The organism is Nocardioides fonticola (assembly GCF_039536805.1).
Taxonomy (GTDB): Bacteria; Actinomycetota; Actinomycetes; order Propionibacteriales; family Nocardioidaceae; genus Nocardioides; species Nocardioides fonticola.
On the sequence record NZ_BAAAZH010000032.1, the window covers coordinates 65,211 to 87,393 of the forward strand.

The 22,183-nt window shown below is 72.1% G+C and carries 21 protein-coding genes; 8 read left to right on the plus strand and 13 right to left on the minus strand.

Going from position 1 to position 22,183, the window contains the following annotated elements; translation table 11 throughout:
• Window positions 1-306: 306 nt before the first annotated feature.
• Both ABD671_RS19905 and ABD671_RS19910 read left to right on the plus strand, forming a co-directional pair.
• Window positions 307-1,587, plus strand: coding sequence for a CehA/McbA family metallohydrolase (locus tag ABD671_RS19905; protein ID WP_344735226.1), 1,281 nt, complete (start codon window positions 307-309; stop codon window positions 1,585-1,587).
• A 55-nt stretch (window positions 1,588-1,642) separates the two neighbouring features.
• Window positions 1,643-2,125 (plus strand): hypothetical protein, encoded by a 483-nt coding sequence (locus ABD671_RS19910; protein ID WP_344735227.1) that lies wholly within the window; start codon window positions 1,643-1,645, stop codon window positions 2,123-2,125.
• 212 nt (window positions 2,126-2,337) lie between these two features.
• Here the strand turns inward: ABD671_RS19910 and ABD671_RS19915 are convergent, their stop codons facing one another.
• The 4 genes from ABD671_RS19915 to ABD671_RS19930 are packed head-to-tail and all read right to left on the minus strand — an operon-like array spanning window position 2,338 to window position 6,163.
• Entirely contained in the window at window positions 2,338-3,498 is a 1,161-nt protein-coding gene (locus ABD671_RS19915) for an acetyl-CoA C-acetyltransferase (protein WP_344735228.1), read from the minus strand.
• Window positions 3,499-3,526: 28 nt separating this feature from the next.
• Complete coding sequence (locus ABD671_RS19920; RefSeq protein WP_344735229.1) at window positions 3,527-4,144, minus strand: TetR/AcrR family transcriptional regulator; 618 nt, start codon at window positions 4,142-4,144, stop codon at window positions 3,527-3,529.
• Window positions 4,145-4,157: 13 nt separating this feature from the next.
• The gene (locus ABD671_RS19925; RefSeq protein ID WP_344735230.1) at window positions 4,158-4,958 is read right to left on the minus strand and encodes an SDR family oxidoreductase; all 801 of its coding nucleotides are present in this window, start codon (window positions 4,956-4,958) and stop codon (window positions 4,158-4,160) included.
• Window positions 4,959-4,963: 5 nt separating this feature from the next.
• On the minus strand, window positions 4,964-6,163 hold the full coding sequence (locus tag ABD671_RS19930; RefSeq protein ID WP_344735231.1) for an acyl-CoA dehydrogenase family protein: 1,200 nt from the start codon (window positions 6,161-6,163) through the stop codon (window positions 4,964-4,966).
• 48 nt (window positions 6,164-6,211) lie between these two features.
• Here ABD671_RS19930 and ABD671_RS19935 point away from each other — a divergent pair, with 48 nt between their 5' ends.
• The 4 genes from ABD671_RS19935 to ABD671_RS19950 are packed head-to-tail and all read left to right on the plus strand — an operon-like array spanning window position 6,212 to window position 10,801.
• On the plus strand, window positions 6,212-7,735 hold the full coding sequence (locus ABD671_RS19935) for a FadD3 family acyl-CoA ligase (RefSeq protein ID WP_344735232.1): 1,524 nt from the start codon (window positions 6,212-6,214) through the stop codon (window positions 7,733-7,735).
• Between the two features lie 2 nt (window positions 7,736-7,737).
• Window positions 7,738-8,886: an acyl-CoA dehydrogenase family protein gene (locus tag ABD671_RS19940; RefSeq protein ID WP_344735233.1), complete on the plus strand. Its 1,149-nt coding sequence runs from the start codon at window positions 7,738-7,740 to the stop codon at window positions 8,884-8,886.
• Between the two features lie 2 nt (window positions 8,887-8,888).
• A complete protein-coding gene (locus ABD671_RS19945; protein ID WP_344735234.1) occupies window positions 8,889-9,800 on the plus strand; it encodes an acyl-CoA dehydrogenase family protein in 912 nt (303 codons plus the stop codon).
• The gene (locus ABD671_RS19950; protein ID WP_344735235.1) at window positions 9,800-10,801 is read left to right on the plus strand and encodes an acyl-CoA dehydrogenase family protein; all 1,002 of its coding nucleotides are present in this window, start codon (window positions 9,800-9,802) and stop codon (window positions 10,799-10,801) included. The genes ABD671_RS19945 and ABD671_RS19950 overlap by 1 nt, the downstream gene beginning before the upstream one ends.
• A gap of 268 nt (window positions 10,802-11,069) precedes the next feature.
• On the opposite strand, the gene ABD671_RS19955 is transcribed toward ABD671_RS19950, so the two are convergent.
• The 9 genes from ABD671_RS19955 to ABD671_RS19995 form a co-directional block, all read right to left on the minus strand.
• Window positions 11,070-12,092 carry a S66 family peptidase gene (locus ABD671_RS19955; protein ID WP_344735236.1) on the minus strand — a complete coding sequence of 341 codons (1,023 nt, stop codon included), beginning with the start codon at window positions 12,090-12,092 and terminating at the stop codon, window positions 11,070-11,072.
• Between the two features lie 44 nt (window positions 12,093-12,136).
• On the minus strand, window positions 12,137-12,784 hold the full coding sequence (locus tag ABD671_RS19960; protein WP_344735237.1) for a flavin reductase family protein: 648 nt from the start codon (window positions 12,782-12,784) through the stop codon (window positions 12,137-12,139).
• Window positions 12,785-12,807: 23 nt separating this feature from the next.
• Entirely contained in the window at window positions 12,808-13,707 is a 900-nt protein-coding gene (gene hsaC, locus ABD671_RS19965; RefSeq protein WP_344735238.1) for an iron-dependent extradiol dioxygenase HsaC, read from the minus strand.
• Window positions 13,704-14,630 (minus strand): 4,5:9,10-diseco-3-hydroxy-5,9,17-trioxoandrosta-1(10),2-diene-4-oate hydrolase, encoded by a 927-nt coding sequence (hsaD, locus tag ABD671_RS19970; protein WP_344735239.1) that lies wholly within the window; start codon window positions 14,628-14,630, stop codon window positions 13,704-13,706. The genes hsaC and hsaD overlap by 4 nt, the downstream gene beginning before the upstream one ends.
• Window positions 14,631-15,797: a 3-hydroxy-9,10-secoandrosta-1,3,5(10)-triene-9,17-dione monooxygenase oxygenase subunit gene (gene hsaA, locus ABD671_RS19975; protein ID WP_344735240.1), complete on the minus strand. Its 1,167-nt coding sequence runs from the start codon at window positions 15,795-15,797 to the stop codon at window positions 14,631-14,633. It lies immediately after the preceding gene.
• Window positions 15,798-15,941: 144 nt separating this feature from the next.
• The gene (locus ABD671_RS19980) at window positions 15,942-16,325 is read right to left on the minus strand and encodes a VOC family protein (RefSeq protein ID WP_344735241.1); all 384 of its coding nucleotides are present in this window, start codon (window positions 16,323-16,325) and stop codon (window positions 15,942-15,944) included.
• A gap of 264 nt (window positions 16,326-16,589) precedes the next feature.
• A complete protein-coding gene (dmpG, locus tag ABD671_RS19985; protein ID WP_344735242.1) occupies window positions 16,590-17,681 on the minus strand; it encodes a 4-hydroxy-2-oxovalerate aldolase in 1,092 nt (363 codons plus the stop codon).
• 1 nt (window position 17,682) lies between these two features.
• Window positions 17,683-18,585, minus strand: coding sequence for an acetaldehyde dehydrogenase (acetylating) (locus ABD671_RS19990; protein WP_344735243.1), 903 nt, complete (start codon window positions 18,583-18,585; stop codon window positions 17,683-17,685).
• Between the two features lie 83 nt (window positions 18,586-18,668).
• The gene (locus ABD671_RS19995; RefSeq protein ID WP_344735244.1) at window positions 18,669-19,478 is read right to left on the minus strand and encodes a 2-keto-4-pentenoate hydratase; all 810 of its coding nucleotides are present in this window, start codon (window positions 19,476-19,478) and stop codon (window positions 18,669-18,671) included.
• A gap of 34 nt (window positions 19,479-19,512) precedes the next feature.
• Here ABD671_RS19995 and kstD point away from each other — a divergent pair, with 34 nt between their 5' ends.
• Window positions 19,513-21,261, plus strand: coding sequence for a 3-oxosteroid 1-dehydrogenase (gene kstD, locus ABD671_RS20000; RefSeq protein ID WP_344735245.1), 1,749 nt, complete (start codon window positions 19,513-19,515; stop codon window positions 21,259-21,261).
• Window positions 21,261-22,142, plus strand: a complete 882-nt coding sequence (locus ABD671_RS20005) for a MaoC family dehydratase (protein WP_344735246.1) — start codon at window positions 21,261-21,263, stop codon at window positions 22,140-22,142. Before kstD ends, ABD671_RS20005 begins: the two co-directional genes overlap by 1 nt.
• Window positions 22,143-22,183: the final 41 nt, after the last annotated feature.

Below are 22,183 nucleotides of genomic sequence, written 5' to 3' on the forward strand. Positions count from 1 at the left end.
ACGGCCGGGGCATCGTCGCGACGGCGTCCGGGGGCGCGCTGAATCTCGCGGCACCGGAGGATCTGCGTCAACGGATCAGATCTGCAGGAAGACGCAGTGCGAGAACGTGCGTGCGACACACGGAACTTCAGCAGAAGGGGCGCCGCGGCGCGCCACCGCACCGAACCCGACGTGTCGGGTTCACCCGCGCGTCACCGCCGTCAGCGGCCGGTGCTCGTTGGACCGGTCATGTGCGAGCACCACTCCCCCCACTCCGCGAGCGTCGCCGGAGCGCGGCCCGCGCCGACGCCGTCCGCCCTCGCGGCCGTGAGCCGCCGTACCGTCACCGCCGCCGGCGCGGGCCTGCTGCTGGCCGGCGCGACCGGCCTCGGCCCGACCACCGGGACGGCCCTCGCCGCGGACGCGGCGCCGTCCCGCGGTGCCTCCCGCGCGTCCCGGATCAGCCGCGGCACGCAGCTGCTGCACGCCGACCTGCACAACCACACGCTGCTCTCGGACGGAGACGGCGACGCGGCCGGCGCGTTCTCCTCGATGCGTCGAGCCGGCCTGGACGTCGCCGCGCTGACCGACCACGCGTCGCTCTCCGACAACGTGCTCGGCGAGGTGCTGGCCGGGATCCTGCCGCAGGAGTACAAGGCGGTCGCCGGGATCACCCAGGCCGACTGGCAGACCACCCGGGCCTACGCCGACGCCGCCGACCGGCCCGGCGCGTTCACCGCGATCCGCGGATTCGAGTGGTCCGAGCCGCTGCTGGGCCACGTCAACGTGTGGTTCACCGAGAACTACATCGACGTGCTGCAGGCCGGCGTCATGCAGCCCCTGCTGGACTGGCTGGCCCGCGAACCCGGCCTGGTGCTCGACGGCGGCGCCGACGGCCTGGCCGGCTTCAACCATCCCGGCCGCGAGCCCGGACGCTTCCAGGAGTTCGTCTACGACGAGCGCGTGCGCGATCGCGTCGTCTCGCTGGAGATGTTCAACCGCACCGACGACTACCTGTTCTCCGGCTACGCCGACGGGAAGTCCTCGCCGCTGTGCGCCTGCCTCAACGCGGGCTGGCGCACCGGCATCTCCGGCGTCACCGACGAGCACGGCACCGACTGGGGCTTCCCGGAGGGCAAGGGTCGCACCGGGCTGTGGGTGCGCCAGCACGACCGGGACGGCGTCCGCCGGGCCATGAGCGCGCGCCGGTTCTTCGCGACCCGCACCTCGGGGCTGCGGGTCGACGCCGTCGCCGCGACGCCGCGCGGGGTGCGCCGTCGGATGGGCTCGACGCTGCCGATGACCAGCGGCGTCGTCCGCTTCCGCCTCGACCTCGCGCGCGACGCCTCCTGGCGGGGCCGCCCGCTGCACGTGCAGGTGCTGCGGCCGGGCACCGAGGTGCCGGAGGTGGCTCACGTCGAGGAGTTCCGCGTCGGACCCGTCGTCGAGTTCCCCGTGCGCCTCGATGTCGCGGACGGCGACTGGGTGCTGCTGCGCGTCAGCGACCCGAGCCAGCCGAACGCGACGCCGGGACCCGAGGGACACCCGTGCAACGACCTGGCGATCGCCTACACGAGTCCGTGGTGGCTCGAGCCGGCGTCCGCGTGACCCGGACCCCCGAGATCGGCGGACCGGACAGGGCCTGCTGGCCTACCCTCCGGACGTGACCACCATCGACCGAGCCGCCGCCCCCGTCGCGACCGGCCGCGCCACGCTGCTGCTGATGATCCCGCTGAACCTGCTGCTCGTGCCGTGGGTGTGGATCGGCCGCCTGGTCTTCGGCGTCTTCGGGTGGTTCGCCTACTTCATGCTGCCGGTCGCGCTGATCGTGGCGGTCGCGATGACCTTCACCACGATCCTGGCCTTCACCCAGAAGCGCCGGCCGCGCAGCCTGAGCCGGGCCGAGGTGTTCTGGCAGTGGTCGACGTGGGCCGGTCTCCTCGCGCTCGGCACGTTCCTGCCCGACTTCGGCGACACCGAGGAGAGCTACCGCTCCGCGCTCACGCAGGCGTTCGGCTACTCCGACAGCCTGATGAACCTCAGCTACTCCCTCAGCTTCGGTGGTGCCGTGGTGGCGGTGGTCGCGTGGATCGGACTGGTGATCAGCCTGCTGCACGGCCACCGGCAGGAGGCGCCGTCGTCCTGAGGGGGTGGTCGGACAGGCGAAACTGCCCGGATCGGGCTGATTCCAGGCCCGAAACGGCCAGTTTCACCGGCCGGCCGGGGAAACTGGCCCCCGCCCGCGCCCACCACAGGAGCCCCACCGGTCAGCTCAGACTGTCGGTTCGTGACGGCAGTCTTGCCTGACCGATGGCAGGAGTCACCGGGCGCCCGGTGACTCAGACCGCCGGCCCGGCCCTACAACCGCTCGAGAATCGTCACGTTCGCCTGACCGCCGCCCTCGCACATGGTCTGCAGGGCGTAGCGGCCGCCGGTGCGCTCGAGCTCGTTCAGCATGGTGGCCATGATCCGGGTGCCGGTGGCGCCGATGGGGTGGCCGAGGGCGATGCCGCCGCCGTTGACGTTGACCTTCTCGTGCGGGATGTCGAGCTCCTTCATCCAGGCCAGGACGACGGAGGCGAAGGCCTCGTTGCATTCGAACAGGTCGATGTCCTCGACCGTGAGTCCGGTGCGCTCCAGCGCGTGGCGGGTGGCGCCGATCGGGCCGGTGAGCATCCAGACGGGGTCGTCGCCGCGCACCGAGAGGTGGTGCACCCGGGCGCGGGGGGTGAGGCCGTGCTCGGCGACCGCGCGCTCGGAGGCGACGAGCAGGGCCGAGGAGCCGTCGCAGATCTGGGAGGCGACGGCGGCGGTGATCCGGCCGCCGGGGGCGAGGGTCTGCAGGCCGGCCATCTTCTCCAGCGAGGTCTCCCGCGGGCACTGGTCGACGGCGAAGGTGCCCTCGGCCAGCTCGACCGGCGCGATCTCACCGGCGAAGCGGCCCTCGGCGATGGCGGCGAGCGCCCGCTGGTGGGAGGCGAGCGCGTAGGCCTCCATGTCCTCACGCGAGATGTCCCACTTCTCGGCGATCATCTCGGCGGAGTTGAACTGGCTGACCTCGACCTCGCCGTAGCGCGCCGTCCAGCCGGGCGACTCGGCGAAGGGCGTGCTGAAGCCGTACTGCTGGCCGACCAGCATGGCCGCGGAGATCGGGATGGCCGACATGTTCTGGACGCCGCCGGCGATGACGAGGTCCTGGGTGCCGGACATGACGCCCTGCGCGGCGAAGTGCACGGCCTGCTGGGAGGAGCCGCACTGGCGGTCGATGGTCACGCCGGGCACGTGGTCGGGCAGCCCGGCCACCAGCCACGCCGTGCGGGCGATGTCGCCGGCCTGGGAGCCGATGGTGTCGCAGCAGCCGAGGATGACGTCGTCGACCGCACCGGGGTCGATGCCGGTGCGCTGGACGAGGGCGGCGAGCGTGTGGGCGGCGAGGTCGGCGGAGTGGACGCCGGCGAGCGCGCCGCCGCGCTTGCCGACCGGGGTACGGACGGCGTCGACGATGTAGGCCTCGGGCATGGGGGTTCCTTCCGGGGGTGCGGGCGGCTCAGGCCGGGGCCGAGATGCCGTCGAGCAGGATGGTCAGGTACTGGTCGGCGATCTCGGTGTGGGCGTGCTGGCCGCCGGGGCGGTACCAGCGCACGGCCACCCACACGGTGTCGCGGATGAAGCGGTAGGTCAGGGTGAGGTCGAGGTCGGCCCGCAGGACGCCGGTGTCGACGCCCTCCTGGAGCAGCGTCAACCACACCGCACGCGACTGGGCGTTGCGCTCGGCCAGGTAGCCGAAGCGCTCGAGGGCGCCGAGGTGGTCGGCGTCGTTCTGGAAGATCGCCACCTCGGGCCCGTGCTCGTGGATGGCGTCGAAGGAGAGCCGGACGGCGCGCTCGAGCTTGGTACGGGCGTCGTCGGGGCTGGCGAGGATCTCGTCGTAGGCCGCGAACAGCTCGTCCTGGAAGCTGCGCAGGATCTCATCGACCATCGACTCCTTGGAGTCGAAGTGGTGGTAGAGGCTCCCGGAGAGGATGCCGGCGGCGTCGGCGATGTCGCGCACGGTGGTGTTCTTGAAGCCCTTCTCGGCGAAGAGCCGGGCGGCGATGCGCAACAGCTCCTCGCGCCGGGACGGCGCATCGGGCTCGGGCTTCGGCGTGGCGGGCGTGGCGGCCATGGAGTGAAGCCTCTCAGGCCCGCTGGCTGCTGACGGAGACGACCTCGCCGGTGAGGTAGGAGGAGTAGTCGGAGGCGAGGAACACCATCACGTTGGCCACCTCCCACGGTTCGGCGGCCCGCCCGAAGGCCTCGCGCTGGGTGAGCTCGTGGAGCAGCTCGTCGGAGGTCACCTTCGCCAGGAACGGGTGCATCGCCAGGCTCGGGCTCACCGCGTTGACCCGGATGCCGTGGGGCGCGAGGTCGAGGGCGGCGCAGCGGGTGAGCGCCATGACGCCGGCCTTGGCCGCGGCGTAGTGGGCCTGGCCCTCCTGGGCGCGCCAGCCGATGACGGAGGCGTTGTTGACGATGACGCCGCGGGTGCCCGAGGCGACCATCCGCTGGCCGACGGCCCGCACGCAGCGGAAGGTGCCGGTGAGCGTGATGTCGAGGACCCGGGTCCACTGCTCGTCGGTCATCTCCAGCACGGACGCCGTCCCGCCGAGCCCGGCGTTGTTGATCATCACGTCGATGCCGCCGAACTCCTCGGCGACGTCGAGGAGCCGCTGCACCTGGGCCTCGTCGGTGACGTCGCAGACGACCTGCCGCACCCGGTCGGCGCCGAACTCGGCGGCCAGCGCCTCCTCGGCCTCGGCGAGCCGACGCTCGTGGGTGTCGCTGAAGACGACGGCGCGGGCGCCCTCCTCCAGGGCACGACGGACGACGGAGGCGCCGATCCCGGCGCCGGCCGCGGCGGTGACGACCACGGTGCGGTCGCGCAGGAGGTCGTGGCCCGGGACGTAGTCGGGGGTGGGCTGGACGGGGCGGAGGGTCATCGGTGTCAACCTCGGGGCTCGCGGGGAAGGCCGAGCACGCGCTCGGCCAGGATGTTGCGCTGGACCTCGTCGCTGCCGCCGTAGATCGTGTCGGCGCGGGAGAACAGGAAGATGCGCTGCCAGGCCGACAGCTCGTAGGGCGCGGACTCCGCGAGCAGGCCGCCGGTGCCCAGTACGTCCATGGCCAGCTCGCCGAGGCGCCGATGCCAGTTGGCCCACACCAGCTTGAAGATCGAGCCGGCGCCGCCGCCGGCCGCGGAGTCCTCTCCCCCGGTGACGAGCGAGAGCACGCGCAGGGCGTTGGCGCGCATGACCTCCAGCTCGACCTTGGAGGCGGCGAGGCGGTCGCGCAGCACGGGGTCGTCGATGGCGCCGTTGGCCTTGGCGAGCGCGATGACGCCGTCCAGCTCCCGCGCGAACCCGACGACCTGGCCGAGGGTCGAGACGCCGCGCTCGAAGCCGAGCAGGCCCATCGCCACCCCCCAGCCCTTGCCGGGCTCGCCGACGATGAGGTCGGCGGCGGTGCGGGCGCCGGTGAAGAAGACCTCGTTGAACTCCGAGCCGCCGGTGAGCTGCTCGATGGGGCGCACCTCCACGCCGGGCTGGTCGATCGGCACCAGCAGGAACGAGAGGCCCTGGTGGCGCTGCGAGCCGGGCTCGGAGCGGGCGACGACGAAGAGCCACTGGGAGAAGTGGGCGTTGGAGGTCCACACCTTCTGCCCGTCGAGGATCCACTCGGTGCCGTCGTCGGAGAGCCGCGCCTTGGTCTGCACGTTGGCGAGGTCGGAGCCCGCGCCCGGTTCGGAGTAGCCCTGCGCCCACAACTCCTCGACCGCCACGATGGGCGGGAGGAAGCGTGCGCACTGCTCGGGCGTGCCGAAGGCCATCAGGGTCGGGCCCATGAGCTCCTCGCCGAGGTGGTTGACCCGCCCGGGTGCGTCGGCGCGGGCGTACTCCTCGTGGAAGATCACCTGCTGCCACAGGCTCAGGCCGCGGCCGCCGTGCTCGGTCGGCCAGCCCACGCAGGTCCAGCCCTCGCGGGCCAGATGCTGGTTCCAGGCCAGCCGTTCGGGCAGGGCCTCGTGGTCGCGGCCGGGGCCGCCGAGGCCCTTGAGTCCGCGGAAGTCGCCGGCGAGGTGGTCCTCGAGGAAGGCACGCACCTCGGCCCGGAAGGCCTCGTCGGTCGCCGAGTAGGTCAGGTCCACGAGTGCTACGCTACCAAGCAACTGTTTGGTTGGGCGAGTGAGGTGGAGATGTCGAGCACCACGATCCCCGGCGCACTGCGCGCGGCGGCGGCGCGGTACGGCGACGCCCCTGCCTACGTCGAGGACGACCGCACCGTCTCCTTCGCCGCGCTCCACGTCCTGGTGCAGCGGGTCGCCGGGCACTACGCGAGCCTCGGGGCCGAGCCCGGCTTCCGTGCCGTCGTGTGGGCGCCCAACAGCATCGAGTGGGTCGTCGCGGCGCTCGCGGTCACCTACGCCGGCGGCACCCTGGTGCCCGCGAACTCCCGTTACACCGCCCACGAGGTCGCCGACCTCGTCGAGCGCACGGACGCCGCGATCGTCGTCGTCGCCGACGGCTTCCTGGGCCGCACCCAGATCGCCGACCTGCACGCCACGACGTCCCTCGAGGGTGTGCGGGTGCTCGACATCGCGCGCCTGCTCGACGAGGCATCCGCTCTGGACGACGCCGCGCTCGCCGCCGTCGTGGCCCGCGCCGAGGCCGTCTCCCCCGACGACGTCGCCGACATCCTCTTCACCTCCGGCACCACCGGGCGCCCGAAGGGCGCGATGTCGGCCCACCGGCAGACCGTCGGCGTCGCGCAGGTGTGGGGCGACCTCGGCGGCGTCGGCCCCGACGACCGCTACCTGGTGGTCAACCCCTTCTTCCACTCCTTCGGCTACAAGGTCGGCATCGTCACCGGCCTGCTCACCGGCGCGACCCTCTACCCGCTGGCGACCTTCGACCTCGAGCGCACCCTCGACCTCATCGAGCGCGAGCGCATCACCGTGCTGCCCGGGGCACCGACGATCTACCAGTCCCTGCTGGCCGCGCCCGGTCGCGAGGGTCGCGACCTCTCCTCGCTGCGGCTGGCCGTCACCGGTGCCGCGGTGGTGCCGGTCGTGCTCATCGAGCGCATGCGGGAGGCCGCGCCGTCCGGTCTGGGCATCGAGCAGGTCGTCACCGCCTTCGGCATGACCGAGGCCGTGGTCGTCACGATGTGCCGCGAGGGCGACCCCGCCGACCTCGTCGCCACCACCTGCGGGCGCGCGGTGCCCGGCATGGAGACCCGCATCGCCGACGACGGCGAGCTGCTGGTGCGCGGGCCGTGGGTGATGCTCGGCTACCTCGACGACCCCGAGGCCACCGCCGCCGCCATCGACGCCGAGGGCTGGCTGCACACCGGCGACGTCGGCGTGCTCGACGAGGCCGGCAACCTGCGCATCACTGACCGGCTCAAGGACATGTACATCTCCGGCGGGTTCAACGTGTACCCCGCCGAGGTCGAGCAGACCCTGGCCCGCCTCGACGGCGTGGCCGACGTCGCCGTCGTCGGCATCCCCGACGAGCGGCTGGGGGAGGTCGGCGCGGCCTTCGTGGTCCGCTCGGCCGACCCGGCCGGCGCCGCCCTGGCAGCCGATGCCGTCGTCGCGTTCGCCCGCGAGCGACTCGCCAACTTCAAGGCCCCGCGCGAGGTCGTCTTCGTCGAGGCCCTCCCCCGCAACCTGTCCGGCAAGGTGCTCAAGACCGAGCTCCGGAAGACCCCGAGGTAGAGATGGATCTGACCCTGTCCGAGTCCGAGCTGGCCTTCCAGGCCGAGGCCCGGGCCTGGCTGGCGGCGCACGTGCCGACCACCCCCCTGCCCTCCATGGACACCCCGGAGGGCTGGGCGCTGCACCAGGAGTGGGAGGCGAAGCTGGCCGCCGACCGCTGGTCGGTCGTCTCCTGGCCCCGCGAGTTCGGCGGCCGCGAGGCCTCGCTCGTGGAGTGGGTGATCTTCGAGGAGGAGTACTACCGCGCGGGCGCCCCCGGCCGGGTCTCCCAGAACGGCATCTTCCTGCTCGCGCCCATCATCTTCGAGCACGGGACGCCGGAGCAGCAGGCGCGTTTCCTGCCCTCGATGGCCACCGGCGAGCGCATCTGGGCGCAGTGCTGGAGCGAGCCCGAGGCCGGCTCCGACCTCGCCTCGCTGCGCTCGACCGCGCGCCGCGACGACGAGCGCGGCGGCTGGGTGCTCAACGGGCAGAAGACCTGGTCGTCGCGGGCGGCGCTGGCGCACTGGGGCTTCGGGCTCTTCCGCTCCGACCCGCAGGCACAGAAGCACCGCGGCCTCACCTACTTCCTCTTCCCCCTCGACGCCGAAGGCGTGACCGTGCGCCCGATCGCCCAGCTGGACGGCGAGGCCGGGTTCGCCGAGATCTTCTTCGACGAGGTCTTCGTGCCGGACGCCGACGTGCTCGGCGCCCCCGGCGACGGCTGGCGGGTGGCGATGTCGACCGCCGGCAACGAACGCGGCCTCTCGCTGCGCTCGCCGGGCCGGTTCTGTGCGGCCGTCGACCGACTCCTCGACCTCTACCGCGCCACCCCCGCACCACCGGCGGCCGCGGGCGACGCGGTGGTCGACGCCTGGATCAAGGCGCAGGCCTACCGGCTCTACACGTGGGGCACCGTCACCCGGCTGGCCGACGGCGGCGACATCGGCGCGGCCGGATCGGTCAACAAGGTCTGGTGGAGCGAGCTCGACGTCGCGCTGCACGAGACCGCCCTCGATCTGCTCGACGCCCACGGCGAGGTCGAGTCGCGTTGGCTCGACGGTTACACCTTCTCGCTCTCGGGACCCATCTACGCAGGCACCAACGAGGTGCAGCGCAACATCGTCGCCGAGCGCATCCTCGGTCTGCCGCGCGAGGCGAAGGGGGCCTGAGCATGAGGTTCGAGCACACCACCGACCAGCGCGACTTCGCGGCCTCCCTCGACGCGCTGCTCTCCGGCGCCGACACCGTGAGCGCCGCCCGCGCGTGGGCCGCCGCCGACACCGCACCGGGCCTGGCGCTGTGGGGTCGGCTGGCCGAGCAGGGGCTGACGATGCTGGCCACCGAGGCCACCCCGGTCGAGGTCGTCATCGCCTTCGAGGCGCTCGGGAGGCACGCCGTCCCCGGCCCGTGGGTGGAGTCCGCTGCCTACCTGCCGCTCGCCCTGGGCGCCGAGGTCGAGGGGGTGGCCACGGTCGCCGTCCCGCCGGAGGTGCCCTACGCGCTCGACGCGCATGCCGCCGACGCGGTGTACGCGGTCGTCGACGGCGTCCTGCACACCGCCACGCCGGGCGCGCGGCTCGGCTCGGTCGACCTGACCCGCGGCCTGTACGAGGTGACGCCGGATGCGCCCGCGGACGCCGCCGGCGACCTGGCCGCGGCGCGGCGCCTCGCCGTCCTCGCCACCTCCGCGCAACTGCTCGGAGCCGGCGAGCGCGTGCTCGCCGACACTGTCGGCTACGTCAAGCAGCGCCGGCAGTTCGGGCGCGAGATCGGCAGCTACCAGGCCGTGAAGCACGCCCTGGCCGACGTGCGCATCGCGCTGGACTTCGCCCGGCCGCTGCTCGACGGCGCCGCGCTGGAGCCGACCGAGCGCGACGTCGCCGCCGCGAAGATCGCCTGCTCCGACGCCGCCTACCTCGCCTCGCGCACCGGGCTGCAACTGCACGGCGCGATCGGCTACACCCAGGAGTTCGACCTCAGCGTGTGGATCACCAAGATCCGTGCACTGGTGGGCGCCTGGGGCACGCCGGCCCGCCACCGGGCGACCCTGCTCGACCTGCTCGTCGCGGAGGGGGCGGCCTGATGGAGTTCGCGCTCTCCCAGGACCAGGAGGAGCTGCTCGCCACCGTGCGGGCCGTGCTGGCCAAGCGCTCCGACCCGGCCGCCGTGCGGGCGGCGCTCGCCCAGGAGCAGGGCTACGACGTCGAGCTGTGGCAGCTGCTGTGCGAGCAGATCGGCGTCGCGGCGCTCGGCGTGCCCGAGGAGCACGACGGCGCCGGCGCCACGCTCTTCGAGTCGCTGCTGGTGCTCGAGGAGCTCGGCCGCACCCTCACGCCGTCCCCGCTGCTCTCCACGGTGCTCGTCGTCGAGGCCCTGCTGGCCGGGGCGAGCCAGGAGGCCCGCGCCGAGCTGCTCCCCCGGCTCGCCGCCGGCGAGACCGCCGCGTTCGTCGATCTCGACACCGCCGAGCCGGTGCTCGACGCCGACCGGGCGAGCCTGCTGGTCGTCGTCGCGGGCGACACGCTCGGCGTGGTCGACCCCGCTGCCGACGGCGCCCGCATCACCTGGACGCCGTCTATGGACCAGACCCTGCGCTTCGGTCGTGTCGAGGTCGACCCCGCGACCCTCCGCCCGATCGGGGCGGCTGCCCCGGCCCGCGAGCGGGTGGCCCTCGTGGGTGCCGCGGCGACCGCCGCGCTGGCGGTCGGATGCGCGGCGCGCGGGTTGGAGATGACGGTCGAGTACAGCCGCACGCGGGTGCAGTTCGGCCGTCCGATCGGCTCCTTCCAGGCGCTCAAGCACCGCATGGCCGACATGCTCGTGCTCGTCGAGATGGCCCGCTCGGCCTCGTGGTCGGCGTCCTTCGGCGTCGCGACCCACAGCCCGGACGCCGCGATGTCGACGCGGGTCGCCGCCGCCTACGCGATCGAGGCGGCCACGCATGTGGCGGCCGAGACCGTGCAGCTGCACGGCGGCATCGCGATCACCTGGGAGCACGACGCGCAGCTGGTCTTCAAGCGCGCGCACGCGCTCGGACAGCTCTTCGGCACTCCCCGCGAGCACCGCGCCGCGCTCGCCCTGTGAGCACGCGGGCGGGGCGGGGAGATCGGGACAGAGGGCACGTGTTCCAGCTCACAGCGCGACGTCACGCGCGGTTCACGAGGGCTGCCTAGGATCCCCGCATGGACACCCTCGACACCACCCCCCAGATGGAGACCGAGACGGGCGACGAGGCCTCCGAGATCGTCAGCGAGATGGTCGCCAACCCCCGGCGCACCCGCATCTGACGCTTCCCACCCCTCCCCGTCCTGACCTGTCGAGACCCCCGGCTCCCACGCGGCCGGGGGTCTCGTCACGTCAGGTGCTGGGTGATCTCACGCCGCTGGCCGTCGACCACGACCCGCGCCAGCGCGCCGTTGACCAACGGCAGGTGCGGCGGCACGTGCCCGATCTCGAGGTCGAAGACGATCGGCAGGTCGAGGCGGCCGAGGGCGTCGAGGACGGCGTCGCGCTGGGTCAGCTGCGCCGAGTCAGGTGCGTTCGTGCGACCGATCAGGATCGCCCGCGCATGCTCGAACCACCCGGCCAGGCGCAGGCCGTGGAGGTTGCGGCAGATCGTCGGGGCGTCGTCCCCGCCCGCCTCGAGGTAGACGATCAGCCTCTCCTCGGCGTGGGTGCGACCGAAGGCGGCGACATCGCCGTACGGCGTCCCGGCGAGGTTGGCCAGCGTCTCCACACAGCCGCCGATCAGGCGGCCGGTGACATCGAGGGACGCCGCACCGTGCAGGCCCCAGGAGCCGCGGCCGACCTCGCGCCAGGCGGTCGCTCGCGGATCCTCCTCGAAGCGCACCCAGGTGGCGAACAGGCCGGAGTCGCGCTGCACGTGCGGGCCCGTGCCGGCGGCGACCTCGCGCCAGCCCAGCAGCCCGTCGGGGACGACGTAGGGGGTGTCGGCGAGGTTGTCGCCGTGCAGGGTCGCCCACCCCAGCCGGGTGGTGATCGGCAGCAGGACCGTGGAGAGGTCGGAGTAGCCCACGAGCCAGGTCGGCTCGGCCGCCGCGAGCGCCTCCCAGTCGAGGAGGTCGACGAGGTCGATCGCGGTCTCCCCGCCCCAGGGCGGCACGACGCAGGCGATGGTCGGGTCGCAGAGCATCTCCGTCAGCTCGTCGGCCCGCGCCTGCGCCGGGCCGGAGGTGATGCCGACGGCGTCCATCAGCTCGCCGACGACGACGTCGTACCCGTCGGCGCGCAGCTGCTCGATGCAGAAGTCGATGCGCTCGCGCGCCGCGCCCGAGGCGCCGGCCGAGGGGGACGTGACGCCGATGCGGTCACCGGGACGCAGTGGTGCGGGGTAGCGGATCTCCTGCCCGATCATCGGGCCAGCACATCACATGCGCGGCGTCCATCCGCGTGCCGGGTTCAGCCGACGGTGCCGTACTTCCCGCGGTAGAACAGCAGCGGCTCCTCGGCCTCGCCCACCTCGAGGTGCTGGGCCCGGCCGATGACGAGGTAGTGGTCGCCCGCCTCGTGGACGGCGTGGATCGTGCAGTCGACGAAGCCGACCGTGCCGGGCAGCACCGGGGAGCCGGTGACCGGTGCCGGCGTCCACTCGATGCCGGCGTACTTGTCGGCTCCGCGGCTGGCCATCTGGTTGGAGACGTCGGCCTGGTCGGCGGCCAGGAAGTTCACGCAGAACTTGCCCGAGCGCTGGATCGCGGGCCAGGCGCGGGAGGACTTCGCGGGGATGAACAGCACCAGCGGCGGTTCGAGGGAGACGCTGGAGAACGACTGGCAGGTCAGGCCCACCGGCTCGCCGTTGCTCACCGCCGTCACGACCGTGACGCCGGAGGCGAAGCGGCTGAGCACGTCGCGGAACCGGCGCGCGGCGGCGACCGAGGCGGCGTCGTCGCCGACGTCCATCGCCTCGCCCGGACGCCACTGGAAGTCGTAGAGGCCGTCGCCGAGCCAGGACTCGATCAGCTCGGGGCTCGGCCAGGTCTCCTTGGCGTCGGCCCGCATCCCCTCGGGGATGGACGGCGTCGGTTCGGGGCCGGGGAGCGCGGACATGCGGGTCAGGCTATCGGGCGCGCTCAGCGCCCGCCGCCGAAGTCGTGTCCCCAGTAGGAGACGGCGGTCGACTCGCGCGCGACCCAGCGGGAGTCGTCGACGGTGAGGCCGTCGGTGCCGAACTCGACGTCGAAGCCGGCCGGCGACTTCACGTAGAACGAGATCATCTCGTCGTTCATGTGCCGGCCCAGGGTGGCCGAGAGCGGCGCCTGGTGCTTGCGGACCCGCTCCAGCGCACGGCCCACGTGGTCGAGCTCGTCGACCTCGAGCATGATGTGCACGCACTTGCTCGGGTTGGGCATCGGCAGGAACGCCAGGGAGTGGTGGCGCGGGTTGACGCCGAGGAACCGCAGCCAGACCTTGCTGCCGGGCTCCTTGCCGACGAACTCGCCCGGCATGCTCATCGAGTCGCGCAACCGGAAGCCGAGCACGTCGGCGTAGAAGCGCAGCGCCTCCACGTCGTCGCTGACCGGGACGACGATGTGGCCCATGCCCTGGTCGCCGGTGACGAAGGTGGCGGCGTAGGGCGTGACGAGCGGGCGAGCCTCGTAGGTGATGCCGTGGTAGAGCTCGAAGACGTTGTCGAAGGGGTCGCGGAAGCGGATGAGCTCCTGCACGCGGCGATCGTCGATCTCCGCAACGGTGCCCTCCTCGAACTCCACCCCGGCCTTCTGCAGGTGCTCGCGGGCCTCCTGCAGGGCGCGGTGGTCGGCGAGCTCCCATCCGGCGCAGATCAGCTGGTCGACGTCCGAGGGCTCGACGACGAGCCGGTGGCTGACCTCGTCGATGCGGTAGTAGAGGTGCTCGGGGTTCGGACCGCGCACCTCCGCCAGCCCGAGGACCTTGCCGGCGAACGTGCGCCACTGCTCCAGGTCGGTGCTGGCGACCCGGACGTAGCCCAGGGAGCGGATGTCGATGGTCATGCGGTGGCTCCCGCCTGCTCGGCGACGCGAGCCGGACGCTCGACGTGACGGGCGAGGAACGCGGTCGCGACCTCGCGGAACTCCTCGGCGGCCTCGATCTGCGCCCAGTGGCCGCAGTTCGGGAAGACGTGGAGGCTGGCCTTGGGGATGAGCTTGAGAGCGACCATCGCGCCGTCGAGCGGGTTGACCCGGTCTTCGCGGCCCCAGGTGAGCAGCGTGTGCTTGCGCAGCCGGTGGGCCTCGCGCCAGAGCATGCCGTCCTCTGCGGTCTCGGGGTTGTAGAACGACCAGCCCATGCTCGCCATCGCGGCCTGCGCGCCGGGTGCCGTCGCGTCGGCGAAACGCTCCTCGACCAGCTCGTCGGTGACCAGCGACTGGTCGACGACCATGCAGGAGATGAAGGCGCGCAGGTTCTCGCGCGTCGGCTCCTTGCCGAACGCCATGAGGCGCTGGACGCCCTCGGTGGGGTCGGCGTGGAAGAGGTTGAGGCTCAGGCCGCCGGGGCCCATGAGGATCAACCGGCCGACGCGTTCGGGGTAGGTGAGGGCCAGGCGCATCGCCGTCCCGCCGCCGAGGCTGTTGCCCAGCAGGTGCACCTTCTCGATGCCCAAGCGGTCGAGCAGCGCGACGACGGCGTCGGCGGAGAAGCGGTAGTAGTTGCCCACGACGGGCGGCTTGTCGGAGCCGCCGAAGCCGGGCTGGTCGACCAGGATCGTGCGGAACGACTGCGCGAACAGCGGCAGCGCCGTCCCAAAGTTGCTCCACGCCGAAGCGCCCGGGCCGCCGCCGTGCAGCATGAGCAGCGGCAGACCGGCCCCGAGCTCGGTGGGGTCGCCGAGCTCGTAGTAGGTGAGGGTGAGATCGCCCGCGGCCTCGGTGGTGACGGCGGCGGTGCGGCGCAGGTCATCTCGTGTGAGCGTCACTCAGTACATCCCCGGATCGATCTTGTGGCCGAACTCGTGCGCCCCGTACATCTGGAGCGCGCGTTCCTGGTCGTTGGCGGCATGGACCCGCCCGGCGTGGGCGTCACGCCAGGCGCGCTGGAGGTAGGTGCCCTCGCCGAGGGCGCGGCCACCCGAGGCCTCGAAGAGGGTGTCGATGGCGTCGAGGGCGCGCTGGCTGCCGAGCACCTGGTCGCGGCGCACCTTCAGCCGGGTGCCGAGCGGGATCTGCTCGCCCCGGGCGACGTACGCCTGCTCCTCGCGGATGTTGTTGACCAGCAGCGCCCAGGCGGCGTCGATGTCGCTGGAGGCCTTCGCGATGCGGACGGCGGCGAAGGGGTCGAGGCTCGCCCGCTCCCCCAGGTACGCCGCGCGCACGCGCTCCTTCTGCATCTGCACGTGCTCGGCGTAGGCCCCGCGGGCCATGCCGATCATCGGGGTGGTGATGGTGCCGGTGAAGATGGAGTGGAAGGGCAGCTTGTAGAGGTCGGAGGTGTTGACGGCCTGGCCCGGACCCTTGCACTGGCCGGTCTCGCTCATCGAGAGCGTGAAGGCCTCCGGCACGAAGACGTCGTCGACGACGATGTCGTTCGAGCCCGTGCCGCGCAGGCCCATGGTGTGCCAGACGTCGACGATCGTGTACTTCTCGCGCGGCACCAGGAAGGTGCGGAAGTCGACGATCGCGCCGTCCACGTTGTGCACCAGGCCGCCGAGCAGCACCCACTGGCAGTGGTCGGAGCCCGAGCTGAAGCTCCACTTGCCCGAGAGCACGAAGCCGCCGTCGGCGACGGTGGCCCGGCCGGTGGGCGCGTAGGAGGAGCTGAGCCGGGTGTTCGGGTCCTCACCCCACACGGCCTGCTGGGCCGCGTCGTCGAAGAGGGCGACCTGCCAGGGGTGGACGCCGACGACGCTGGCGACCCATCCGGTGGAGCCGCAGGCGGAGGCGATGTCGCGGACCGCGGTGTAGAAGTCGACCGGGTCGGACTCCAGGCCGCCGTAGCGCGTGGGCTGGAGCAGGCGGAAGAACCCGGTCTCCTCCAACTCCTTCATGCTGGCCTCGGGCACGACGCGCAGACGTTCCGCCTCGTCGGCCCGCTCCCGGATTCCGGGGAGCAGGTCGCGGACGCCGTCCAGAACCGCCTGGGACATCGGCACACTCCTGATCTCTTGACCTGGCCCCAGACTAGAACACGTTCTCGTTTTGGGTCCAGTCTCGTGGGACGGGGTGTGTCGATCGGGGTCTTTGGTCCTCTTCGGGTGGGTCGGAGGGTGGGTCGGGGGGTGGGGGGACCGTCAGTCGCGGCGGGTGAGGACGCAGAACTCGTTGCCCTCGGGGTCGGCCAGCACAGCCCAGCCCTTCTCGCCGTCCCGGAGATCGTGGACGAGGGTGGCGCCGTGGGCCAGCAGCCGCTCGACCTCCTCGTCGCGGGTGCGGTCGGTGGGGCGCAGGCAGGGGTGGACGCGGTTCTTGACCTGCTTGTCCTCGGGCACCTTCAGGAAGAGCAGGTGGCGTCCCTCGGCACTGACCAGCCCGGACTCCTCAGCGCCGGGATGGTTCCACCCCGGCTCGGTGTCGGCGGGGTCGAAGGTGAAGTCGTCGAGTACCTCGCTCCACCACTTCGCCTGGGCGAAGGTGTCGTGGGCGTCGAGGCAGACGTTCGCGAGTCGGGAGGCCATGGGGCGCAGCGTGCCGGTACGGCGCCCTGTTCACCACCGGATTTCGGGTGGGTGCGGCGTCCGGCGCGGCTGGCGGCCCGAAAGTTTCAGCGGGTACCCGCCAAAACTTTCGGCTCGCGGCTGAAGCTTCGGCAACGGACCGAAAGAATCAGCGGGTACCCGCCAGAACTTTCGGCTCGCGGCTGAAGCTTCGGCAACGGACCGAAAGATTCAGCGGGTACCCGCCGAATCTTCAGTGGTCACCCGCTGAAACTTTCACATCCCTCAGGCGTTCGCGGCTTCCTTCTCCGCCTCGGCCTTCAGCATCAACGCGATGTCGATGAGTTGGTCCTCCTGGCCGCCGATGAGCTTGCGGCGACCGGCCTCGAGGAGGATCTTCGCGCCCGAGACGCCGTAGCGCTCGGCGGCGTTGCCGGCGTGCTTGAGGAAGGAGGAGTAGACGCCGGCGTAGCCCATCATCAGGGTCATCCGGTCCAGGCGGCACTCCTCGGGCATCGCGGGGGCGATGACGTCCTCGGCGGCGTCGACGATCTGGAGGAAGTCGACGCCGGTGCGCCAGCCGAGCTTGTCGCAGACGCCGATGAACGCCTCGAGCGGGGTGTTGCCCGCGCCGGCGCCGAAGCGACGCACCGAACCGTCGATCTGGGTCGCGCCCGCGCGGGCGGCGATGACGGTGTTGGCCACGCCCAGGCCGAGGTTCTCGTGGCCGTGGAAGCCGACGTCGGCCTGGTGGCCGATCTCGGCGACGACGGCCGAGACGCGGTCGGCGGTCTGCTCCATCACCAGCGCGCCGGCGGAGTCGACGACGTAGACGCACTGGCACCCGGCGTCGACCATGATGCGTGCCTGCTTGGCCAGCACCTCGGGGCTCTGGGTGTGACTCATCATCAGGAAGCCGACGGTCTCCAGGCCCAGCTCGCGGGCCAGCCCGAAGTGCTGGATCGAGACGTCGGCCTCGGTGCAGTGCGTGGCGATGCGGCAGATCTGGCCGCCGTTGTCCTGGGCGGCGCGGATGTCGTCCTTGGTGCCGACGCCGGGCAGCATGAGGAAGGCGATCTTCGCCCTCTTCGCGGTCTCGGCCGCGATCTTGATGAGCTCCTGCTCGGGGGTGCGCGAGAAGCCGTAGTTGAACGACGAGCCGCCCAGGCCGTCGCCGTGGGTGACCTCGATGACCGGGATGCCCGACTCGTCGAGGGCGCGGACGATGTCCTCGACCTCCTGGCCGGTGAACTGGTGGCGCTTGTGGTGCGATCCGTCGCGCAGGCAGGTGTCGGTGAGCCGCAGGTCGAGCTCGCCCCACGGCTCGGTGCCGTGCGTGGCCGACCAGGTGCGGGACAGGGTGTTGAGGTCGGTCATGTCAGGCTCCTGCGAGGATCGAGCGGGCGATGTTCTGACCGACCTGGGTGGCCGCGGCGGTCATGATGTCGAGGTTGCCGGCGTACGGGGGCAGGAAGTCGCCCGCGCCCTCGACCTCGACGAAGATCGAGACCTTCACCTGGCCGCGGGTGGCGGCCGACGGCTCGTCGATCTGCGGCTCCTGGAGCAGCCGGTAGCCGGGCACGTACTCCTGCACGGCCTTCTCCATCGCCACGATCGAGGCGACGACGGCGTCGCGGTCGGCGTCCGGGGAGATCGCGCAGAAGATCGTGTCGCGCATGATCATCGGCGGCTCGGCCGGGTTGAGGATGATGATCGCCTTGCCCTCGGCGGCTCCCCCGATCTCGGTGACGCCGCGGCTCGTCGTCCGCGTGAACTCGTCGATGTTCGCCCGGGTGCCGGGGCCGGCCGAGACGCTGGAGACCGAGGCGACGATCTCGGCGTACGACACCGGCGTCGCCCGCGAGACCGCGGCCACCATGGGAATCGTGGCCTGCCCGCCGCAGGTGATCATGTTGACGTTCCACGCACCCACGTGCTCCTCGCCGTTGACCGGCGGGATGACCGCCGGACCGACCGCGGCCGGCGTCAGGTCGATGGCGCGGATGCCGGCCTCCTGGTAGCGCGGCGCGTACTCGCGGTGCACGTAGGCCGAGGTGGCCTCGAAGAGCAGGTCGGGCAGCTGGTCCTGCTTGAGCAGCCAGTCGACGCCCTCGTGGCTGGCCTCGAGGCCCTTCGACGCGGCGATCTTGAGACCCTCGGACGACGGGTCGACGCCGATCATCCAGCGCGGCTCGATGACGTCGGAGCGCAGCAGCTTGAACAGCAGGTCCGTGCCGATGTTGCCGGGGCCGACGATGGCGGCGGTGAGCTTCTGGGCCACGTCTCTTCTCTCTTCTGTGGGTGGCGGTCGAGCGGGTCGTGACGGGTCGTCGGGGGTCGTGGGGCGTCGTGGGGGTCGTGGGGTCAGTCGGTGAAGTCGGCGACCAGCGGCGCGAATCCGCTGATGGAGGCGACGACCCGGTCGCCGGGCGCGAACGGCACGAACGGGCCGAGGGCGCCGGAGAGGATCAGGTGGCCGGCCCGCAGCGGGTCGCCGAAGCGATAGGCCTGGACGGCGAGCCAGCGCAGCGCCTCCAGCGGGTCGCCGAGGCAGGCGGCGCCGGTGCCGGTGGAGCGCACCTCGCCGTTGATCGACAGCGACATCTCCACCTCGACCGGCTCGACCTCGGTGAGCGGTCGGCCGGCGGCACGGTCGGCGACCACGTAGAGGCCGCTGGAGGCGTTGTCGGCGACGGTGTCGGTGAAGCCGATGTTCCAGCCCTCGATGCGGGAGTCGACGATCTCCAGCGCCGGCAGCGCCACCTCGACGGCGTCGCGGACGTAGGCCAGCGTGATCTCCTCCTCGGTCTGCGGTGCGACGTCGCGCGCCAGCAGGAATGCGACCTCGGCCTCGACGCGGGGCTGGAGGAGGGTCTGCATCGAGATGGGTGCGCCGTCGTGGGCGCTGACGTCCATCTCGTCGAGCAGGTAGCCGAAGTCGGGCTGGTCGACCCCGAGCTGCTGCTGCACGGCCTGGGACGTCGCGCCGATCTTGCGGCCGACGACGGCGGCGCCGGCGGCGATGCGTCCCTGCACGAGTCCCTGTTGGACGGCGTAGGCGGCGGGGAGGTCGTCGGTGCCGATGAGGTCGCGGACAGGGGCGCACGGGACACGGGTCGCCTGGGCCTCGGCGAGGCGGGCGACGGCGGCGCGCACGGCGTCGTCGGAGGTCACGTCCTCATACTAGAACCTGTTACAGTTTCGCGCTATGACGGGTCGTACGACGGGCGCGCTGCCCACCGAGGTCGATGTCGTCGTGGTCGGGGCGGGAGCGGCCGGGATGTCCGCCGCGCTGCGGGCCGCCGACCATGGCCTGGAGACGGTGCTGCTGGAGAAGAGCGAGTACTTCGGCGGCTCGACCGCGCGCAGCGGCGGCGGGGTGTGGATCCCCGGCAACTACGCGCTGAAGGCCGCCGGCCAGGTCGCCCCCGACGACATGGAGCAGTCCTCCCTCTACCTGGAGTCGATCGTCGGCGACGTCGTCCCGGCCGAGCGCCGCGAGACCTACCTGCACCGCGGCCCGGAGGTCATGGACTTCATCAAGGCCCGCACCCCGCTGCGCTTCCGCTGGGTGCCGCAGTACGCCGACTACCACCCCGAGGCGCCCGGTGGCCGAGCTGCCGGCCGCTCGGCCGAGCCGGTGCCGATGGACGCGCGCTTCCTCGGCGACGAGCTCGAGCGCCTGCACCCGCAGTACACGAAGGCACCGGCGAACATGATCGTCACCCAGGCCGACTTCCGGAAGATCAGCCTCGGCCTGCGCACGATCCGCGGCCCGATCACGATGGTGATGGTGCTGCTGCGCCGCATCGTCAGCCTCGCCCTGCGCCGCCGCATGTACGCCATGGGCAACGCCATCGCGATCGGCCTGCGCAAGGGCCTCATGGACGCCGGCGTGCCGGTGCACTACAACGCCCCGCTCAGCGAACTGCTGCTCGAAGGCGGCCGCGTGGTCGGCGTCGTCGTCGAGCGGGACGGCGTGCGGCACGAGGTGCGCGCGCGCCGCGGCGTCGTCCTGGGCAGTGGCGGGTTCGAGCGCAACCTGGAGATGCGCGAGAAGTACCAGCCCAAGCCCACCTCGACCGAGTGGACCACCGGCTCGCAGTTCAACGACGGCGCCGGTCAGCTCGCCGGCCTGGCGATCGGTGCCGACGTCGCCCTCATGGACGACGCGTGGTGGGGGCCGACGATCCCGCTGCCGAGCGGTCCGTGGTTCTGTCTGGCCGAGCGCAACCTGCCCGGCTCGATCATCGTCAACGGCGAGGGTCGGCGCTTCATGAACGAGGCGCTGCCCTACGTGGAGGCCACGCACGCGATCTACGAGGGCGAGGCCACCGGCGTCCCGCACGTGCCGGCCTGGATGATCATCGACCAGCGCTACCGCAACCGCTACCTCTTCGCCGGGCTCTTCCCGCGCCAGCCCTTCCCGGGGCGTTGGTACAAGTACGGCACGATCAAGAAGGCCTCGACGATCGCCGCGCTGGCCGAGGAGATCGGCGTCCCGGCAGCGAACCTGGAGGCCACCCTCGAGCGGTTCAACGGCTTCGCCCGTAGCGGCATCGACGAGGACTTCCACCGCGGCGAATCGGCCTACGACAAGTACTACTCCGACCACACCGTGAAGCCGAACCCGTCGCTGCACGTGATCGACGAGGCGCCGTTCTACGCCGTCAAGATCGTGCCGGGGGACCTCGGCACCAAGGGCGGTCTGGTGACCGACGAGCACGCACGGGTGCTGCGCGCCGACGGCACCGCCATCGCCGGGCTCTACGCCGCCGGCAACGTGTCGGCCGCCGTCATGGGCAACACCTACCCCGGCCCCGGCGGCACCATCGGCCCTGCGCTGGTCTTCGGCTACCTGGCCGCCGACGACATCGCCGCGCGTCCGGCCGATGTCGCTGCCCCCGCCTCCGGCTCTGCCGCCGACGCCACCGCGCCTGTCGAGGAGAACGCCTGATGCCCATCGACCCCGCGGTCGCGATCGGCGCGACCACCGGCACCACCACCTTCTCGTGGGCCGAGAGCGACGTCCTGCTCTACCACCTGGCCATCGGGGCGGGTGCCAAGCCGGGCGACTTCGTCTCCCCCGCCGCGCTGCGCTACACCCTCGACGACGCCGCGCTGCAGGTGCTGCCGTCGTTCGCGGTCGTCGCGCCGACCTTCCACGCCACCGACCCGCCGCCGCTCGACCTGCCCGGCTGCGACATCAACCTCGCCCAGGTCGTCCACGGCGCGCAGAGCATCACGCTGAGCGGCGGTGCGGTGCCGACGTCCGGCTCGGCCACGCTCACCACCCGCATCACCGACATCTGGGACAAGGGCAAGGCCGCCGTCATCTGGCAGGAGGGCACCGCGGTGGCGCCGTCCGGCGAGGAGCTGTGGCGGGTGCGCTCGTCGATCTTCGTGCGCGGCGAGGGCGGCTGGGGCGGCGACCGCGGCACCAACGACGCCGTCGCGCTGCCCGAGCGAGCGCCCGACGCCGAGGCCACCTACGCCGTGACGCCGCAGCAGGCGCTGCTCTACCGGCTCTGCGGCGACCGCAACCCGCTGCACGCCGACCCCGACTTCGCCAAGGCCGCCGGCTTCCCGGCGCCGATCCTGCACGGGCTGTGCTCCTACGGCATCGTGCTGCGCACGCTCACCGACGAGCTCCTCGGCTCCGACGCCGCCGCGGTGCGCAGCTTCACCGCCCGCTTCGCCGGCGTCGTCTTCCCCGGGGAGACGATCCGGATCCAGGGCTGGCGCGAGGGCGAGCGCATCATCGGCTCGGCGTCCATCGCCGGCGGGGAGCGCGACGGCTCCCCCGTGCTCGCCGATGTGGTGGTGGGGGTGGGCTGAGGCCTCGAGGCCTCGAGAAGTTTCTTCGGTCAGCCGACGAA

Coding starts and splice junctions, on each gene's coding strand:
- ABD671_RS19915 (WP_344735228.1), bottom strand. CDS start 3,498: ATGCCCGAGGCCTACATCGTCGACGCCGTCCGTACCCCGGTCGGCAAG.
- ABD671_RS19920 (WP_344735229.1), bottom strand. CDS start 4,144: ATGGCCGCCACGCCCGCCACGCCGAAGCCCGAGCCCGATGCGCCGTCC.
- ABD671_RS19925 (WP_344735230.1), bottom strand. CDS start 4,958: ATGACCCTCCGCCCCGTCCAGCCCACCCCCGACTACGTCCCGGGCCAC.
- ABD671_RS19935 (WP_344735232.1), top strand. CDS start 6,212: ATGTCGAGCACCACGATCCCCGGCGCACTGCGCGCGGCGGCGGCGCGG.
- ABD671_RS19940 (WP_344735233.1), top strand. CDS start 7,738: ATGGATCTGACCCTGTCCGAGTCCGAGCTGGCCTTCCAGGCCGAGGCC.
- ABD671_RS19945 (WP_344735234.1), top strand. CDS start 8,889: ATGAGGTTCGAGCACACCACCGACCAGCGCGACTTCGCGGCCTCCCTC.
- ABD671_RS19950 (WP_344735235.1), top strand. CDS start 9,800: ATGGAGTTCGCGCTCTCCCAGGACCAGGAGGAGCTGCTCGCCACCGTG.
- ABD671_RS19955 (WP_344735236.1), bottom strand. CDS start 12,092: ATGATCGGGCAGGAGATCCGCTACCCCGCACCACTGCGTCCCGGTGAC.
- ABD671_RS19960 (WP_344735237.1), bottom strand. CDS start 12,784: ATGTCCGCGCTCCCCGGCCCCGAACCGACGCCGTCCATCCCCGAGGGG.
- hsaC (WP_344735238.1), bottom strand. CDS start 13,707: ATGACCATCGACATCCGCTCCCTGGGCTACGTCCGGGTCGCCAGCACC.
- hsaA (WP_344735240.1), bottom strand. CDS start 15,797: ATGTCCCAGGCGGTTCTGGACGGCGTCCGCGACCTGCTCCCCGGAATC.
- ABD671_RS19980 (WP_344735241.1), bottom strand. CDS start 16,325: ATGGCCTCCCGACTCGCGAACGTCTGCCTCGACGCCCACGACACCTTC.
- dmpG (WP_344735242.1), bottom strand. CDS start 17,681: ATGACCGACCTCAACACCCTGTCCCGCACCTGGTCGGCCACGCACGGC.
- kstD (WP_344735245.1), top strand. CDS start 19,513: ATGACGGGTCGTACGACGGGCGCGCTGCCCACCGAGGTCGATGTCGTC.
- ABD671_RS20005 (WP_344735246.1), top strand. CDS start 21,261: ATGCCCATCGACCCCGCGGTCGCGATCGGCGCGACCACCGGCACCACC.